The organism is Saprospiraceae bacterium (genome assembly GCA_026129545.1).
In the GTDB taxonomy this organism is placed as follows: Bacteria; Bacteroidota; Bacteroidia; order Chitinophagales; family Saprospiraceae; genus M3007.
The window spans coordinates 628,497-645,091 of the sequence record JAHCHX010000001.1 but is presented as its reverse complement, the minus strand read 5'-3'; the positions used below and the strand labels follow the sequence as shown (position 1 = coordinate 645,091).

The 16,595-nt window shown below is 52.2% G+C and carries 10 protein-coding genes; 5 read left to right on the top strand and 5 right to left on the bottom strand.

Features of this window, described 5'->3' with window-relative positions:
- Nucleotide 1: 1 nt before the first annotated feature.
- Nucleotides 2-1,840 (bottom strand): ABC transporter ATP-binding protein, encoded by a 1,839-nt coding sequence (locus KIS77_02240; protein ID MCW5921135.1) that lies wholly within the window; start codon nucleotides 1,838-1,840, stop codon nucleotides 2-4.
- Nucleotides 1,841-2,066: 226 nt separating this feature from the next.
- Here KIS77_02240 and KIS77_02235 point away from each other — a divergent pair, with 226 nt between their 5' ends.
- The 4 genes from KIS77_02235 to KIS77_02220 all read left to right on the top strand — a co-directional run bounded on the left by KIS77_02235 (nucleotide 2,067) and on the right by KIS77_02220 (nucleotide 6,186).
- Nucleotides 2,067-3,461 carry a dipeptidase gene (locus tag KIS77_02235; protein MCW5921134.1) on the top strand — a complete coding sequence of 465 codons (1,395 nt, stop codon included), beginning with the start codon at nucleotides 2,067-2,069 and terminating at the stop codon, nucleotides 3,459-3,461.
- Between the two features lie 75 nt (nucleotides 3,462-3,536).
- Nucleotides 3,537-4,208: an FKBP-type peptidyl-prolyl cis-trans isomerase gene (locus KIS77_02230; GenBank protein MCW5921133.1), complete on the top strand. Its 672-nt coding sequence runs from the start codon at nucleotides 3,537-3,539 to the stop codon at nucleotides 4,206-4,208.
- A gap of 29 nt (nucleotides 4,209-4,237) precedes the next feature.
- Complete coding sequence (locus tag KIS77_02225) at nucleotides 4,238-4,885, top strand: M50 family metallopeptidase (GenBank protein MCW5921132.1); 648 nt, start codon at nucleotides 4,238-4,240, stop codon at nucleotides 4,883-4,885.
- Between the two features lie 311 nt (nucleotides 4,886-5,196).
- Nucleotides 5,197-6,186, top strand: a complete 990-nt coding sequence (locus KIS77_02220) for a sensor histidine kinase (GenBank protein ID MCW5921131.1) — start codon at nucleotides 5,197-5,199, stop codon at nucleotides 6,184-6,186.
- 9 nt (nucleotides 6,187-6,195) lie between these two features.
- Here the strand turns inward: KIS77_02220 and KIS77_02215 are convergent, their stop codons facing one another.
- The 3 genes from KIS77_02215 to KIS77_02205 form a co-directional block, all read right to left on the bottom strand.
- Complete coding sequence (locus KIS77_02215; GenBank protein ID MCW5921130.1) at nucleotides 6,196-7,422, bottom strand: PKD domain-containing protein; 1,227 nt, start codon at nucleotides 7,420-7,422, stop codon at nucleotides 6,196-6,198.
- 577 nt (nucleotides 7,423-7,999) lie between these two features.
- Nucleotides 8,000-9,274, bottom strand: coding sequence for a PKD domain-containing protein (locus KIS77_02210; protein MCW5921129.1), 1,275 nt, complete (start codon nucleotides 9,272-9,274; stop codon nucleotides 8,000-8,002).
- A gap of 545 nt (nucleotides 9,275-9,819) precedes the next feature.
- Nucleotides 9,820-13,002, bottom strand: a complete 3,183-nt coding sequence (locus KIS77_02205) for a T9SS type A sorting domain-containing protein (protein ID MCW5921128.1) — start codon at nucleotides 13,000-13,002, stop codon at nucleotides 9,820-9,822.
- Nucleotides 13,003-13,713: 711 nt separating this feature from the next.
- Between KIS77_02205 and prmC the strand changes: the two genes are divergently transcribed.
- Complete coding sequence (gene prmC, locus KIS77_02200) at nucleotides 13,714-14,571, top strand: peptide chain release factor N(5)-glutamine methyltransferase (protein ID MCW5921127.1); 858 nt, start codon at nucleotides 13,714-13,716, stop codon at nucleotides 14,569-14,571.
- Here the strand turns inward: prmC and KIS77_02195 are convergent.
- Entirely contained in the window at nucleotides 14,552-16,396 is a 1,845-nt protein-coding gene (locus tag KIS77_02195) for a hypothetical protein (GenBank protein MCW5921126.1), read from the bottom strand. The genes prmC and KIS77_02195 overlap by 20 nt on opposite strands.
- Nucleotides 16,397-16,595 lie beyond the last annotated feature (199 nt).

Below are 16,595 nucleotides of genomic sequence, written 5' to 3'. Positions count from 1 at the left end.
TTCAAACGATGTTTGCTGGATTTTGCAATTCCAACGAGTTCTCGCCGTCTTCCCGTGCTTGTTCTTCCGCCTCCGTGTCTTGCGATTGGAATTGTCGCTTATCCCGCTCGCCAATTTGCTGCCTCCACATGGCGTAGTAAAGCCCCTTTTGTTCCACCAATTCTTGGTGAGTACCCTGCTCCACCATACGCCCCCTTTCGAGCACATAAATCGCGTCGGCATACATGATAGTGCTCAATCGGTGCGCTATCATAATGATGATGTGCTCTTTGCGTTCGGCAATTTGCTTGATGGTGTCAGTGATTTCCTCTTCGGTGAGCGAATCGAGCGCAGATGTTGCCTCATCGAAAATGAGCAGCCGCGGGTTGCGCACCAAGGCCCGCGCGATAGAGACTCGCTGGCGTTCGCCGCCCGACATTTTGCCGCCACTTTCGCCCACCACCGTGTCCAGCCCTTGCCCTGAACGAGCCAACAACTGATGAGCGGATGCCTTTTGTAAGGCCGTCAGCATTTCTTCGTCGGTAGCGTCTGGTTTTACAAAAAGCAAGTTCTCACGGATAGTGCCAGAGAAAAGCTGCGGGTCTTGCGTGACAAAACCAATCTGACGACGAAACTGATTGAGCCGGATATCCTTAGTGGGCACATTGTCGAGCAGGATGGTGCCGGCATTGGGTGCGTAAAGCCCGGCCAGCAGTTTGACCAGCGTTGATTTGCCGGAGCCGGACGGCCCGACAAAAGCGACCGTGTCGCCAATTTTAAATTCAAAGGAGATGTTGTCAATCGCATTTTCGGTGGCATTGCGAAAACGAAACACCACATTGTCGAAGCGCAAGCTGTCCAACGCGCCAATGTCCACGGGTTCGTCCGGTCGGGTTTCTACAGGTTTTTGCATCAGCTGGTCGAATGTAAGCAAGGAGCCTTCAGCCTCTCGATAGGTGAGAATGATGTTCCCCAAATCCTGCAAGGGGCCAAAAATGGTGTTCAATATCACCTGCATCGAAATAAGTTCGCCCGTCGTGAGTATGTGGCGAAAAATCAACCAAAGTAGTATGAACAAAATGGACTGCCTCAGCACGCTCAGGATGGTGCCTTGCATGAAGGAAAGCGTCCGCACTTTGCGCACCTTCACCATTTCGAGGTCGAATATGCGTTGGGTAAAAGCTTGCAAACGGCGTATCTCCGGGAAAGTCAAGCCGAGGCTTTTTACCAATTCGATATTGCGCAACGACTCTGTGATGGCTCCCGACATCTTTCGGGTCTCGCGCATGATGGAGCGTTGCAACGTCTTGATTTTTTCGCTGAGCAACCCCGTGAGGCCACCCAGCACCACCACCCCCAGCAAAAAAACCGGTATCAACGACCAGTGCTTCGTGATGCCGTAAAAGACCAAGAAACCCACTCCCACGACCGTGGAAAAAAGGATGTTGATGAATGAGTTGACAAACCGCTCGGTATCTGTCCGCACTTTTTGAAGCATGGCCACCACCTCGCCGCTACTTTGCTCTTGGAACTCCTCGAACGAGAGCCTAAGGGTGTGTCGGAGGCCATCGTTGTAGATTTGAACTCCGAATTTTTGCACCACCCAGCGCATAACAAACTCTTGAAAAGTTTTGAACAGCCGAGCCAGCAGCGCCACTGCTACCGCCACGCCCAGCCACCACAACACCCCTCGGACGAGTTCGCCCTCCGTTTTGTCGCCCGGGTTTAGGGCATACTCGTCAATGATTTTTCCAAAAATGACGGGGTCGAGCAAAGTCAGCACTTGCGCCACACCCGCCAAAGCCAAGGTCAGCGCGACCCACCACTTGTAGGGCTTGAGGTATTGCCATAGAATGCGCATGGGGAAGAAAGTTGTTTTGTTTTGCGGCAAAGATTGCGAATCCGCCCGAACCAGTCAACGCAAGGGCGATTATTGTCAACATCTGTTATTCTTTTATCCCGTTCCCTCGTTTATCAAAATTTCAGGAACTTTGCCCGCCTTTTGCGGCAAATCCTCCGCAAAGGGCAAACCATTTCATCATTCGACCAACCATTCGGCGGACCACCAAATCCGCAGCATTACCACCATGAAAGAGCTCAAACCATATTTCGAGGCCAATAAACAACGCTTCCTCGATGAACTCCTCGAACTCCTCCGCATCCCCTCCGTAAGTGCCGACCCCAAATACAAAGACGATGTGCGCCGCATGGCCGAAGCCACTGCCCAGCACCTTCGAAGCGTCGGTGCCGACACCGTGGAAATCCACGAGACCGCTGGCCACCCCATCGTTTATGGCGAAAAAATGATTGACCCCAAAGCCCCCACCGTGCTTGTGTATGGCCACTACGATGTGCAGCCACCCGACCCGCTCGACTTGTGGGACAGCCCGCCGTTTGAGCCAGTGGTGAAAAAAACCAAGCTCCACCCGCAGGGTGCCATTTTCGCCCGCGGCGCTTGCGACGACAAGGGTCAGTTCTTCATGCACGTCAAGGCATTTGAGATGATGCTGAAAAACAACGCCCTGACCTGCAATGTCAAGTTTATGATAGAAGGCGAGGAAGAAGTCGGCTCGAAGAACTTGGAAAAATTTTGCAAGGAAAACAAAAAGAAACTCGCCTGCGACGTGGTGCTCATTTCCGATACCAGCATCATCGCCAACGATACGCCCAGCCTCACCGTAGGCCTGCGCGGCCTTTGCTACATGGAAGTGGAGGTGACAGGCCCCAACAAGGATTTGCACTCCGGCGTGTACGGCGGTGCGGTGGCCAATCCCGTCAACGTATTGTGCCAAATGATTGCCTCGCTCCACGACTCCAAGCGCCGCGTCACCGTCAAGGGATTCTACGACGACGTGCAAAAAGTGAGCGCCAAAGAGCGCAAAATGATGAACGAGGCCCCCTACGATGAAAAACAATACATGAAAGACCTCAACGTGGCCGAACTCATGGGCGAAAAAGGCTACACCACCATCGAGCGCACAGGCATCCGCCCAACGCTCGACGTGAACGGCATCTGGGGAGGCTACATCGGCGAGGGCGCCAAGACCGTGTTGCCCTCAAAGGCTTTTGCCAAAATCTCCATGCGCCTCGTGCCCAACCAAGACCCGAAGAAGATGGAAAAACTTTTTCAAAAACACTTCGAGAGCCTCGCGCCCAAATCGGTGAAGGTGAAAGTCTCCGCCCATCACGGTGGCTGGCCCGTGGTGGTGCCGACCAACTCGGTGGAATACAAAGCCTCCGAGAAGGCCCTCGAGCAAGCCTTCGGCAAAAAGCCCCTGCCACAGCGCGGCGGCGGCAGCATCCCCATCGTGGCGATGTTCGACCAAGTCCTCGATGCCAAATCAGTGCTCATGGGTTTTGGCCTCGACTCTGACGACATTCACTCGCCCAACGAGCACTACGGCTTGTTCAACTACTACAAGGGCATTGAGACCATTCCGTATTTCTACCAGTATTATGCGGAAATGAAGAAGAAAAAATAATGGTTTGGCGGGCTAGCTGGTCAACCCGCCAAACCCAATAGTTCACTCAAATTCAAAACCGTATTACATTTCACCATGAAAAAAACGCTTTTATCGCTCACGCTCATTGCGGCCACTTGGGGCCTTTTTGCCCAAAAAACAACGCTGAACACTGCTAAAGACAGTGCCAGCTATGCCTACGGCATCATGTTGGCCAACAGCATCAAACGCCAGCTCAGCAACGACCTCAACCGCGAGGTGATGTTGGCCTCTCTCAATAGCGCCCTCCGCGACGAGGAGATGATGTTCACGCCAGAAGCAGCCAACAAAATTTTTAGCGATTACAACCGCGCCATCCAAGCCAAAGCAGGCGAAAAAGCCCGTGAGGAAGGCAAGGCTTTTTTGGAAAAAAACAAGCTTCGCAAAGAAGTGACCACCACCACCAGCGGCCTTCAGTATGAGGTAATGAAGCGCGGAGATGGAACCGCCTCGCCCAAAGCCACCGACAAAGTGGAAGTGCACTACCACGGCACACTCATCAGCGGGGAAATTTTCGATAGCAGCGTGGAGCGCGGCCAGCCCGCACAATTCGGCCTCAACCAAGTCATCGCAGGCTGGACAGAGGGCCTGCAATACATGAAAGAAGGCGACAAGTTCAAGTTCTTCATCCCTGCCGAACTCGCTTATGGCGACCGCGGCGCCGGAGCCACCATCAAGCCCGGCTCGACCTTGATCTTCGAAGTAGAGCTCTTGAAAATCTTGAAATAAAGCAATCGGGCCTATAGCCGACGGGAAACATGAACCACCTCCATTATCGCGCACTCGGCATGATGCTGATATACGTCGTCCTCCGCTTTTTTGGCGGGTCGTTCGGCAGCATCGTCCTGTATCCTGTCACGCTGCTGGTCACTTTCTTGCACGAGTTTGGCCATGCCCTAGGCGCGATACTGACGGGCGGCGCGGTGCGAGCCATGCAAATCAACCCCGATGGCAGCGGCTACACCGTCACGGTGGGGGGCAGCCCCGGCATCGTGCTGATGGGAGGCTATCTCGGTAGCGCCCTGTTGGGCAATGTGCTGTTTCGCATCGGGGCCAAACACCCCTCGCTCACGACCTTCACGCTCACCACGCTGGCCTGCCTGATGGCATTGGCAGGCGTGGTATGGTTCGAATCGTTCGTCAGCACAGCGATACTGTTCGGCTTTGCCGCGTTGCTCTTTGTGGTGGCTCGCAACAAGGGCTGGGGGCAGGATGTGCTGATGTTTCTCGGCTTGGCCGCCGTGCTCTACATCATTCAGGATTTCGATGTCGGCCCTAAAAGCGACCTTGCGATGTATGAGCAAGAAGTCGGCGTTTTTTCCTCTCAAGTTTGGAAATACGTTTGGCTGGGCGTGGCGGGCGCGATTTTTTACCTGAATCTGAAAGAGGTTTTTGGAAAAAGGTAGCGCGTGCAGGGCATTTCAGCAGACACTTGGTCATTGATAATGAGAGTTGTTGCGGTGGGGGCCTTTGGCGAAGGGAAAGGCCTCCACCGCAACAACTCTATTTTTTGAATTTCAAAATTATACCTCTCGTCGTCAGGTTTTGTGCATTCGGTTGGCGGCGTTTACTAAATTTTGAAAGTTTGGTAAACCTATCTTCGGTTTAGCCCATGCACAAAACTCGGCGGTGCGAGGTATAAATGGCCAATGAACAATGGCCAAGTGTCTCGTGAAACAGCCTCCGCCCTCTACCTTAACCCTCAACCCTTTCAACCATGCGCATAGAAAAAATACCCGTCCGACGAATGTCCCACTTTGTCATTGGCTACATGGTGCTGGCCTTTGGGTGGTGGGCCTATAGCCTCTGGCAACAAAACGACCGCCTTTACAAATTGGAAATAAAGGCGCTGGAACAACGCTTCGACCGTCAGAACCGAGGCGTCAATCTCACCCAACTCTATCAAACGGCGGAGTACAAAAAAATAGAGCGCAACTGGCACAAAGGGCACCGCATGATTATCGCCGAAGGCCTTTTTTTCACGGCCTGCCTGATTTTCGGCTTGTGGGTCATCAATCGGAGCGCCAACCGCGAGGTGACGCTCGCCCGCCAACGCCGCAATTTCCTGCTCAGCATCACCCACGAATTGAAATCGCCCATTGCCTCGTTGCGTCTGGTGCTCGAAACGCTGCACAAGCGCGAACTGCCCCGCGAACAAATCGAAAACCTCTGCAAAAGCGGCCTCAAAGATGCCAACCGCTTGCAACAATTGGTGGAAGACCTGCTGCTCGCCGCCCGATTGGACGACAACTGGCGCCCTCTCCTCGAACCCGTTGACTTGCCCTCCATCGCACGCGACGTGGCCGCAGGGCTGCTCATTCGTTTCCCAAAAGCCAATATCCAACTGAATTTCCCCGACAACCTGCCGCTCGTGCTGGCCGACCAATCGGGATTGACTGCGATTGTGCAAAATCTGTTGGAAAACGCCGTGAAGTACTCCCCCGAGGGCACGCCTGTGGAAATATCGGCAACGGTGGAACATGGCCAAATGCAACTCCGCGTGGCCGACTCGGGACATGGCATTCCCGACACCGAAAAAAAGGCTGTTTTTGAAAAATTCTACCGCCTCGGCAATGAAGAAACGCGCCAATCCACTGGCACCGGGCTGGGGCTTTACATCGTCAGTCAAGTGGTGAAAGCACACGGCGGCGCTATTCAGGTGACGGACAACAAGCCGCAGGGGACGGTGTTTGTGGTGGAAATATGAACCGCTCGCCTATCGCTTTTCGACCTTGCCGGAATAAACGGCTCCTTTTTCTGCCACGATAAGCCAATAATACAGACCCGCAGGTAAACCTCCCAAATCCGCCCGCCCTGCCCGCGTCGTCGCTTGCAAGCACAGCCTCCCCAAAGCATCATGTACCCGCACCGTCACCTCCTCGTCCTCCGGCAGCCCACCCCATCGCACCTCGCCCGTCGTCGGGTTCGGCCACAGCGCCACTCCCCCTCTATTGGAGGGGGCCGGGGGGGGACCACTAGTCATTTTCACTTCCACCACCTTGCATTTTGTGTCCGAGCCATACTGGTTGCTCACCGTGAGGCACACGGTGTAGAAACCCGGCGCAGAAAAAGTATGCACCGGGCTGGTGTCCTGACTCATTGCCCCGTCGCCGAAGTCCCACAGCCACTGGGCAGGCTCGTAGGCCGAGACATCCCAAAAGTGCATGGCAAGGCCACTTGTGTCCGTCGGCTCGGGGCGGAAGTCAGCCAGCGGGTGGTTGTCGAGGCCGAGCGTGTCGCAGGGCGAGCCGTCGAGCGGGCCGAGGCGGAAGTTGGGGAAAACAGGCGTATTGCCATAGGGGTATGGGAACTCGATGTCATGCTGGCGAAAGTCGCAGGCTGCACCGGGCAAGTTTGGCCGGTTGATGACGTGCATGTTCTTGGTTGTTGTTGGGGGAACAACATACATTCGGCCATCGGGCGCGTTGATTATATATGAAAACAATGTTGCCAAATTATTGGTGTAGCCATCATAGACAGCTATCAATTGCTTTGACGAAAAAATGTCGTCAGCCTGCAAATCAAATTGGTACAAGTACTCAAAGTCTGCCACATAGAGGTACCGGTTGTTTGGCGACACTGCGCAGCCGCCAAAAATGCCCTGAGTCGTGTCGTTGAACGGAAAGTGCGCCACATTGCTCAATGTACCGTCGCAGCGGTCGAAATCGTAGATAAAGACCCCGTGAAAACGGTTGTAGCGGACATACTTGGAGCCGTCGGGGGAAAACGAGGCCTGAAAACCGCCGTTATCGTCCCAGGCCGGGCCAATGTGCTGCGAATGATGCAGATAAGCGGTGTCTTTGGTGAGCAGCACTATATGGATTTTGTTGCCGATTTCCACCGGCATCGGAAGCCACCAGTCGCGACCGTTGCCGTGTTTGACGGCCGTAATCTGCCCGTAACCAAGTTGATCATTTATCAGTATTCTGTCTTTGACAATCACCCTGCCGGTATCGTTGTTGGCATGGGCGTCAATGATTGCGTATTTGAATTTTTCAGCGTATATATCAAGCGGAGGAGTCTCAGATTTGTAACTTGATTTGTAAAAATAAAATACATATTGAGAATTAGTTGGCGATGGCATAAAAATACTATAGTAATAATATGGATGCCAATGGTACTTTTCACACCAATCTAACTCCCAGCCCTGCATCATTGTATCGCCCCAATTTACTGGCAGATTAAATTTGTTGTATATTTTGCAAGTGTTTGAATACAAAGTATTATTCCCTGATGAATCGCAAATACTGGAATATCCATTTAAAAAATAGACTTCTCTACTATCTATCTCTATCCTTGGTGGAAAAGTATCAAAGCTTAGATTAAAGGCTTCAGCCTCAAGGGTTAGTGTATTGTGGTTATAGCCAAAAAGCCAAACATTGTCAAATTTTTGAGCGAATAAGGCGGGGGCGCAGAAATAGCAGAGCAATGAGAGAAATACTTTTTGCATTTTCTTTCTAAATAAAACAGCCATGCCGCACCTAATATACCATCGGTGCGGCACGACCAAGTGGAAAAATCTATTTGCTGACGATAACTTTCGCGCTTCCGACAGCACCGTTGTCCATACGGGTCACACGCAAAAAGTACAGTCCGTTTTCGAGCTCGCTCAAGTCGAGCTCGTTTTCAGACATATTGACAGAGCGAACAAGCCGACCGGTGATGTCGAGCACTTCAATCAAACGGGGGACACCGTCAATATCAGGCAGCATTATCCAGCCCGATGTCGGGTTGGGATAAACCTTCACCTCCCCCACCCCTTGTGGGTTGCTCGTGCCGCTAGTGATTTTCACTTCCACCACCTTGCATTTTGTGTCCGAGCCATACTGGTTGCTCACCGTGAGGCACACGGTATAGAAGCCCGGAGAGGCGTAGGCATGCACCGGGCTGGTATCCTGACTCATTGCCCCGTCGCCGAAGTCCCACAGCCACTGGGCAGGCTCATAGGCCGAGACGTCCCAAAAGTGCATGGCAAGGCCACTTGTGTCCGTCGGCTCGGGGCGGAAGTCGGCCAGCGGGTGGTTGTCGAGGCCGAGCGTGTCGCAGGGCGAGCCGTCGAGCGGGCCGAGGCGGAAGTTGGGGAAAATAGGCGTATTGCCATAGGGGTATGGGAACTCGATGTCATGCTGGCGAAAGTCGCAGGCTGCGCCGGGCAAGTTTGGCCGGTTGATGACGTGGATAGCAGAAGTTGTATTCGGCGGTATGATATACATCCTTCCGTCGGGGGCATTGATTATGTATGAAAACTTTGTCCAAAGAGAACTGATATGTCCGTCGTATATTCCAATTAGTTCTTTAGAGTACAAGATATCGTTTGCCCAAAGGTCAAATTGATATAAATAATCAAAGTCCGCCACATAGAGGAATCGGTTATTTGGCGATATGGCGCAGCCACCGTAGATGCCTTGAGTTGTGTCGTTGAACGGAAAGTGCACCAAATTGCTCAGCATACCGTCGCAGCGGTCAAAATCATAGATAAAGACCCCGTGAAAACGGTTGTAGCGGACATATTTGGAGCCGTCGGGGGAAAACGAGGCCTGAAAACCGCCATTCCTGTCCCAGGCCGGGCCGATGTGCTGCGAATGATGCAGATAAGCGGTGTCTTTGGTGAGCAGCGATATATGGATTTTATTGCCGATGTCCACTGGCATCGGAAGCCACCAGTCGCGCCCGTTGCCATGCTTGACAGCTGTAAACTGACCATATCCAAACTTATCGTCAATGATTGCTCTATCTTTTACAATTACTTTGCCTTCTCCGCTGTTTTTGGACATATCAATTACAGAATACTTCAAATCATGTTGATATATGACTAAAGGAGCGTTGTCAGATTTAAATGTTGACTTGTTAAAAAAATACACCTTATGCTCGCCCTCTGGGGCAGGTAAAAATATATTGTAGTAATGGTAAGGGTGAGCTCCATACATATCACACCATTGCAATTCCCAACCTTTCGTTAAAGTATCGCCACCTTGCACTACATTATCAGCAGGGCCAAAAATTTTACAGTTGTTTGTATATAGAAGCACATCACCAATTGAGTCACAAATACTACCGCCACCAACCAATAAATATGCTTTTCGGGTATTTGATTTTTCTATTCTTGGTGGAAAAGTATCGAAAATTAAATTAAATGCCTCAGTACCTACATCTTCTGGATAACTATTATAGCCAAAAAGCCAAACGTTGTCAAATTTTTGAGCGAATGAGATTGAAAAGATGAACATTGAAAAAAGTAATCCCAAAGACGTGGGAAGTATGTTAATTATTTTCATGGCAAAACGAAAAACAGTACAGGGTTAGCATGGACGCCGCCAACCCTGTACACGGTGAAAAAGATTTATTTGCTGACAATGATTTTTGAACGGGCAGCCAAGCCGCCGTTCGGATGCGTGAAGCGCAGGAAATAAATTCCAGACGGAAGATTGCTAAAGTCAAGGCTGTTGCCAGACATAGCGACTGTTGCGACTTTCTGTCCTGTCACGTCAAATACTGCGACAAGGCAACCCGCGACATCCATGCCTGTAAAAGAAACGAAGCCGGTGGTAGGGTTCGGAAAGATTCTTAAAGAAGATTCTGCCATCTTCTTTATCGAATCTTCCCGCTCGCCTGCACAATTGACAGGCGTGTATTCCTTCTCCAAAAACAGGTTGTACAGCACTTGCGCCCGCAACACCGCTTCTCCGTTGGTATGTAAGCACAGCGAGCCGATGCTGTCGAGCGTCGCCAATTGAGCGGCGTAGAGGGTGTCGCCTTGCAGAAACATATCAATCTCCAATTCATTGACTTTCTGCTCGGTATGCTCCCATGCGTCGGTGACCGAAATCGCCGCGTTCTGCGTCAGCAGCTGCGTCGCGTCTGTCTGTCGCTGTGCGCGGATGCCAGTCAGCAAGTCGCGTAAACTGTCCGACTTGGAAGCCAGTTGGGCGAGCGTCTGTGCGTACAGCGCCTCGTCCACCTCTGTGTCGGCATTGCGGGTGCTGTCCAATTCCGCCAGTTCGGCACTCAGGGCAACGATGTCCGATTCCTTTGCCTCCACTTCATTCTGCTCATTGGTCGGGCGGTTGTGAAAGGCGTTGATTCCTTGTCTGATTGCCCAAAATGCAGCGGTCGAGGTGCCTGTTTTGCTTTGCTCAAACTGTTGAAAAACCGTTTCGCTCCCCCACGACGGGTGTTCCTGCAATCGGGCATAAAGGTGATTTTCCAACATTTTAGGTATTAAGCCGGGCAGGCCGGAGCTGTGAATGGAGCCATCGGCGATGGCACGCTCCAGCGCTTTGCCAGAAACAGTGGAGGCTTGTCCCGGCGGCAGGCAGGAAAAACCTGCGCAAGAAAATGTGGGGATGGTGGGGGTGGGTTCGACGATGAACCAATTATTCCCCCAATTATTGGGAGGGTTGAATTGAGCATTTTCTGAAGGATCCACCCCAAAAGCAGAAAGTTGCACCACTATTTGATCAGAGGAAGCATGAAAAGCAGTACTGCCCGACCATGTGTTTCCATGGTCTGTGACAAAAAAGGGCAAACCATTTACAAGATAATCCAAGCCCTGTGTGCCAAGTGCCACGTCGCCGTTGAGGAAAAGTCCGGTGCCTCCTGAGAAAGTAGAGCCTTTCAGCACCGTCGCGTCGCACATCGCGCTGAACTCCATGCCCGTGCTGGTGGAAAAGGCATCGTTGCAAGTGTATTCGCTCTGGCTGACGTTTTTGATGAAGTATCCCTTTTTGGAGGCGGAAGAAAAACCGTGCACGTTGTTGCAGTTGAGTGTCATGTTGTTGGCGTTGAGCAAATCGAAACCCAAATAGTGAGGATACTGGCTTTGCGAGGCAAACGTGACGTCGTTTTCGCTTATCTCCGATTGGTTGCCGCCCCAAAAACGGATGCCCCAGCGAGAGCGGTCCAGTTGAATCGAATTGTTCACAACCTTCCAGCCCACCGCGTTTGTGCCCGTGACCTGTGTCGCGTCGTCGAGCAGTATGCCATTGCCTGTGGCAGCAGCATTGCCCGGGTTCGTCACCGTGATATCATTGTTTGCTATCCTGCTGCCCATTTTCAATGGCAGGCACTTGGACGCACGGATGCCGGTAAAGCGGCAATCCATCGGATTGTTGATTATCCTAACAGTGTTCATGCGACAGTTTTCGAGGAAAAAGCCTGAGTTGGCTTGCGTGCTGATATTGTTCAGCGTGACGTTCATGCGATTGGCGTACACGCCGCGTCTTTCACAATCGCTGATATCGGCGCCACCCGTGGTGTTGGGCGAAAAAAACAGGGTTTCCACGCCGGAGCCCCATGCCCAAATGGCGTGTCCATGCCACGGGGCACTTGCGTTGGCCCCTATTGCTATCACACCAAATTTTACATCGCCGAGACTAAGCGAGGAGTTCACAAGCCGAATGCCCGTGTTGAGAATGCCAAAAGTGCCCGCCTGCAAAGTAACAAAAGGATGGTTCAGGATTTCCATTCCATATCCGTCTTCGGAGTTGGGCACCATGCCCGTGTAACCGGGTTTTAGGTTTCCTCCGAAAAAATCGTTGAACGATGTAAAATTCACATCCAATTCGGCACCGGTTGTGCCGGTGTTGTCCAGTCTTATGCCCCTGTAATTGTTTGCGAACGTCCCCGCAAAGCTCCGCAGCGTGCTCCCGCGCTTGGCATCCACCGCAAGCTCGGCATCGGAAAATTGCGGCCTGCGCAGGACAAGCGTCCCGCCAGTCTCCACCAAAATACCTTTGCTAACATCGCCGCAGGTGAACATATCCGCCACGTCCACAATGAGGCTGTCGCCATCCACCACTTTTATTTGAGCGCCCGGGCAAAGGTATAGCTGCCCCCTATCCGCCACATTGCCAAAGCCTATGACGAAACGCTGCACATCAACCGTGAGCACCGGGAAGCTGCCGCTCTCATCCGGCAGCATCATGATGCTGTGCGCACTTTCCCCAAAATCCTCAATCGTGTACATAGTGAGCTCGTCGTAGAGGTCGCTCACTTTCGCCGAGCCAACAATCGGGAAATATGGGGCATCGAAGAGGAGCGTGGATGCCGGGCTATTGAGCGGGGTGATGAGCTCCCACTCTGGGAAAACAGGAGGTACATTGGGTTCGGCAGGTTCGGCATGAACATAGAGCCGCCATGGGATTTCGCCAAAATACCAGTTGGGCTGAAAATCAATGGGAAAGTGTAGCGATAGCGTTCGCTCTATGCTTTCCTCTGTGACTGAAACACGAAAGCGAAAGACCTTCAACACGCTGTTGCTAATGCCAAAAGTCAGTATCTCGCTGAGTTCCGGCGAATTCTGCCCTCCAGCGTGTGCCAAGTTGCTGAAATAGCGAGCTGGGTCGGTGGCGTTTCCAATGAAGCGTGTGCTTTCAAACTTTGGCCGCGCTTTGACAATGACATAGACATCAATATCGGTGCATTCGAGATAAGTGACCGAAGCGGAGATGTTGAACCCGGATGAATTGCAAAAAGGTCGGACGACTGCGGGCAGGTCTGTGCTTGCAGCAGTTACGTTAGCCACGCCAATATAACCGCTTTGTGCATGGCCTTGCTTGTAACAAAAAAGGGAGAACAAAACCAGCAAGGTGACTTTGAATTTTGTTAAGCTACTGCGTGTTGCGTGTTGCGTGTTGCGTGTTGCGTGTTGGGCATCTCATGCCCAACATAGGCGGGGGAAAAGGATTTTTTCATCGGCGGAAAAAATGTTTTGATAACTGAATTGGGTGAATGCGCGCCAGCGGCAGTCTCTCGAATCCCGGACACTCTCGAAGACAACCCCTGACTAGACTTTTCACGAGTTCGAACGCGATTAAAAAAAAGAACTGGCACTAAGGTAGCCCCCTCTGACCATATACCCAAAACCACTTTTTTTCAATAGTCAGGCTCGTGGCGGTGGCGGCGCGTCGGGAAAACGAGCGCCTTCGCCGGGCAACGGCGCGAATCAAACCAAATACGGCAGGACCAGCGCCGGATAAGTCAGGTTTCTAAGGGATAAAAAGGGGAGATTAAGTTTTTGTGAAGCGGGGTGGTTCTTTCACATTTGTCCAATGCTGCCGGACTATGACAAATTGAATGAATTATGCGAATCAAGGGTTGAAAAGTCAAAAATATTGAAAACCAGCCTTCTCCGAAGCGACGTTTACGAAACTTCCAAAGTTTCGTAAACGTAAATCGCTTACAACGAGCGTCGTTTTCCAACCCTTGATTCGCATGAATTTCTGAAACTTGTGGCATGACCGCCTCCACCGCCCACCGCCTCCTCATCCAACAGCTCACTCCGCGCTACGGCGAGGGAGAGGCCAAAGCAATCGCCCGGATTGTGCTGGAGGACGCATTTGGCGTGCGCCCCTCAGATGCCCATGCGCCTGTTGATTCCTTTCGATTGCACGACATTCTCGTGCGGCTGCTCGGCGGCGAGCCAATCCAGTACATCTTGGGGCAAGCCGATTTTTGGGGTCTCAAATTCATCGTGAGTCCCGCCGTGCTGATACCCCGGCAGGAAACAGAGGAATTGGTGGCATGGGTGCTGGAGTTTTTGAAAAACAAGTCGTGGGAAAGACCGGCGCTTCTCGACATCGGCTTAGGCAGCGGGTGCATCGGGGTGACGCTGAAGAAAAAATTTCCCGCACTGAGATTGTTGGGGCTGGAAAAAAGCAGTGCCGCATTGGAAGTGGCCTCGAAGAATGCCCGCACCCTGTTGGGCGAGGGCGCCGCTTTTGAATTTGCCGAAGGCGATATCCTGAATCGCCAAAGTTGGGCAGGATTTTCACAGATGGAGGTAGTGGTGAGCAACCCGCCCTACATCCCGCTCAAAGAGAAAACCTTGATGCCGGAACACGTCACGGAACACGAGCCTGCCGAAGCCTTGTATGTGCCCGACGATGACCCACTGGTTTTTTACCGCGCCATTGCCGACTTTGCCCTTCAAAAACTGCGGCCCGGCGGTGCGTTGTTCCTCGAATGCAATGAATTCAACGCGCCGGAGGTGGCGGATTTGCTTCGCACGTCGGGCTTTGAAGAGGTGCAATTGCGACAAGACCTATTTGGTGCCAACCGAATGGTGCGGGGGCTTATTCGTACATCTTCTTGACGGCATCTGCAGCTCGTCGGTTGAGGTCGCGACTGCCTCTGCTGGTGAGCGCGTAGGTTTTTAACACCTGCCCACTCTCGTTCAGCAATCGCACGCTCTTGATTCTTTCGGCAGCAAGGCTTTTCATCTGAGCCTCGTCGAGCGTGAAATAGCCATCCATGCGGTTTTCCACCTTGGGCGTGGTGGCTACATATTTGAGTTCAGCCACCAAATCCGCCCCCTTTTCAGGGACGAAGGCGAGTTTCATGCCCGGGGTCATTCTTGCCTCGCCAAGACTGCCGAGCAGAATGAGCACTTCCTGAAACTGGTTGAATTGATAGAAGGTGAAGAACATGTTCTGTTTCTCGCCTTCCACAATCGGGAATCGCGGGATTCTGAAATAGAAATTGTCGCCGCGCAACAACTTGCTTTCCACAGGCGGCGGGTCGTTTGGCGGCGGAGCGTTGTTAGGAGGATTAGGTTGGGGATTAGGTTGGTTCGTAGGCGCTTTGTCTCCCGAATTCGCAGGTGTTGATTTCGTTTCCTTGTCCTTATCGGGAGCGGGTTTCTGATTGGTGTCCTTGGAGGTGGTGTTGCTGGGAGGGTCGGCAGGAGGCCTGTTGGGCTTGTCGGTGCCAGAAGGTGGCAAAGTTGGCGTTTTGGTGGCATCCGATTCGTTGCTCCCCGGAGATGTTTTGCTTGGCACTTCCTCCTTAGTCGCCAAATCGGTCGGCACCGAACTGGGTGGGAGGGTCTCCGTGGTGACAGAGTCCTGCAAAGGAGCCGATGTCGCGTTGTTGAGCGAGTCGAGGATGTGTTGGGCTTCCTCGCTGTGCGCGCCGTTGGGGAATTCTTTCAGATAGTCCTCAAAGGCGTTTTTGTCTCCGCGCTCGCGGGTGCCTTTCCACGCCTTTTCGTCTTTTCTATTCTGCCCCACCTCGTTGTACACTTTCACACCCGTGTAGATGGACACTATTGTTACGGCCGCGATGGCTACCCCTTTTAGCAAGGCTCCGGCTAGGCTTCTGGCACCCCGGCTAGCGGCATCCTGCGCTTGACTGGCTGGTGGTGGCATCTGTTCGGGCGGCAAGGGATTGTTGGTGACGGTGATGGAGGTGCCTGCTGACTTGAACTCGGCCTCTGAGGGCGGCACTTCCTCTGCTTGCACGATGATTTTTTCCTCCAGCACGATGTCTTTTTTGTACTCTTTGTTATTAATCATCTCAATCACCGACACGCGCATCACCAAGGGGTATTGGCCAATCTTGATAGGTTTTACATAAAAAACCCATTCCGTGAAATCGTCTTTGTCCACAAACTGCACGGTCTCGCTAAAAGTACGGATGGCAAACGGGGGGTCGGACTCATCCACATTGAGCAGGCTGACCGCCATGATTTCGGAAACTCGGATAGCCTTGATGACATCTTCTGCGGAATCCACCCAACCTTCTTTAAGGTGCTCGATATCAAAGGCGATGCGGACGGTGCATTTTTCTTCTCGCCCCTGCTGCATCACGTCTGGGATGTTGTAGAGCACTTCGCCGCGTTTGTCCACTTCTTGCGATTTGCCGCCATCTTCCGGGACAAGGTCTTTTTCGGCAATTTCCTCGGCCAATATCAGCAGCGCCTTGCTGATGTTATTGCGCGAAATATCATAAGTGGAATGGTCGAGCACCCCGAGCAGGAGTTCGCGCTGAAGGCTTTTGTATCGGGATTTGATTTGGATAAAGTCATTATAGCGCAAGGAGTTGTGGTCAAGTATCTTTTCAAGATAGTCCAACGCGACTTCGACCCCTTCGGCGATGTAGGTTTTTAGGGTCTTTACGATTTCTTCCAGTCTGTTCATAGCAAAAAGGATGGAATGGTTTTCAAACAACCGGCCTTGGCTGGTTTAGCGGTTGTAAAAGTAGGCAAGTTTTGGAATAATACAATGTGATTTGACTGTCTGTGAGTTAGACGAGGCGCGGGGGCGAAAAATCATCGGCAAGCGAATTTTCAGGGAAAAGCCCATTAAGCGCGGAGGCGCTATCTTTGTCAAAATGACT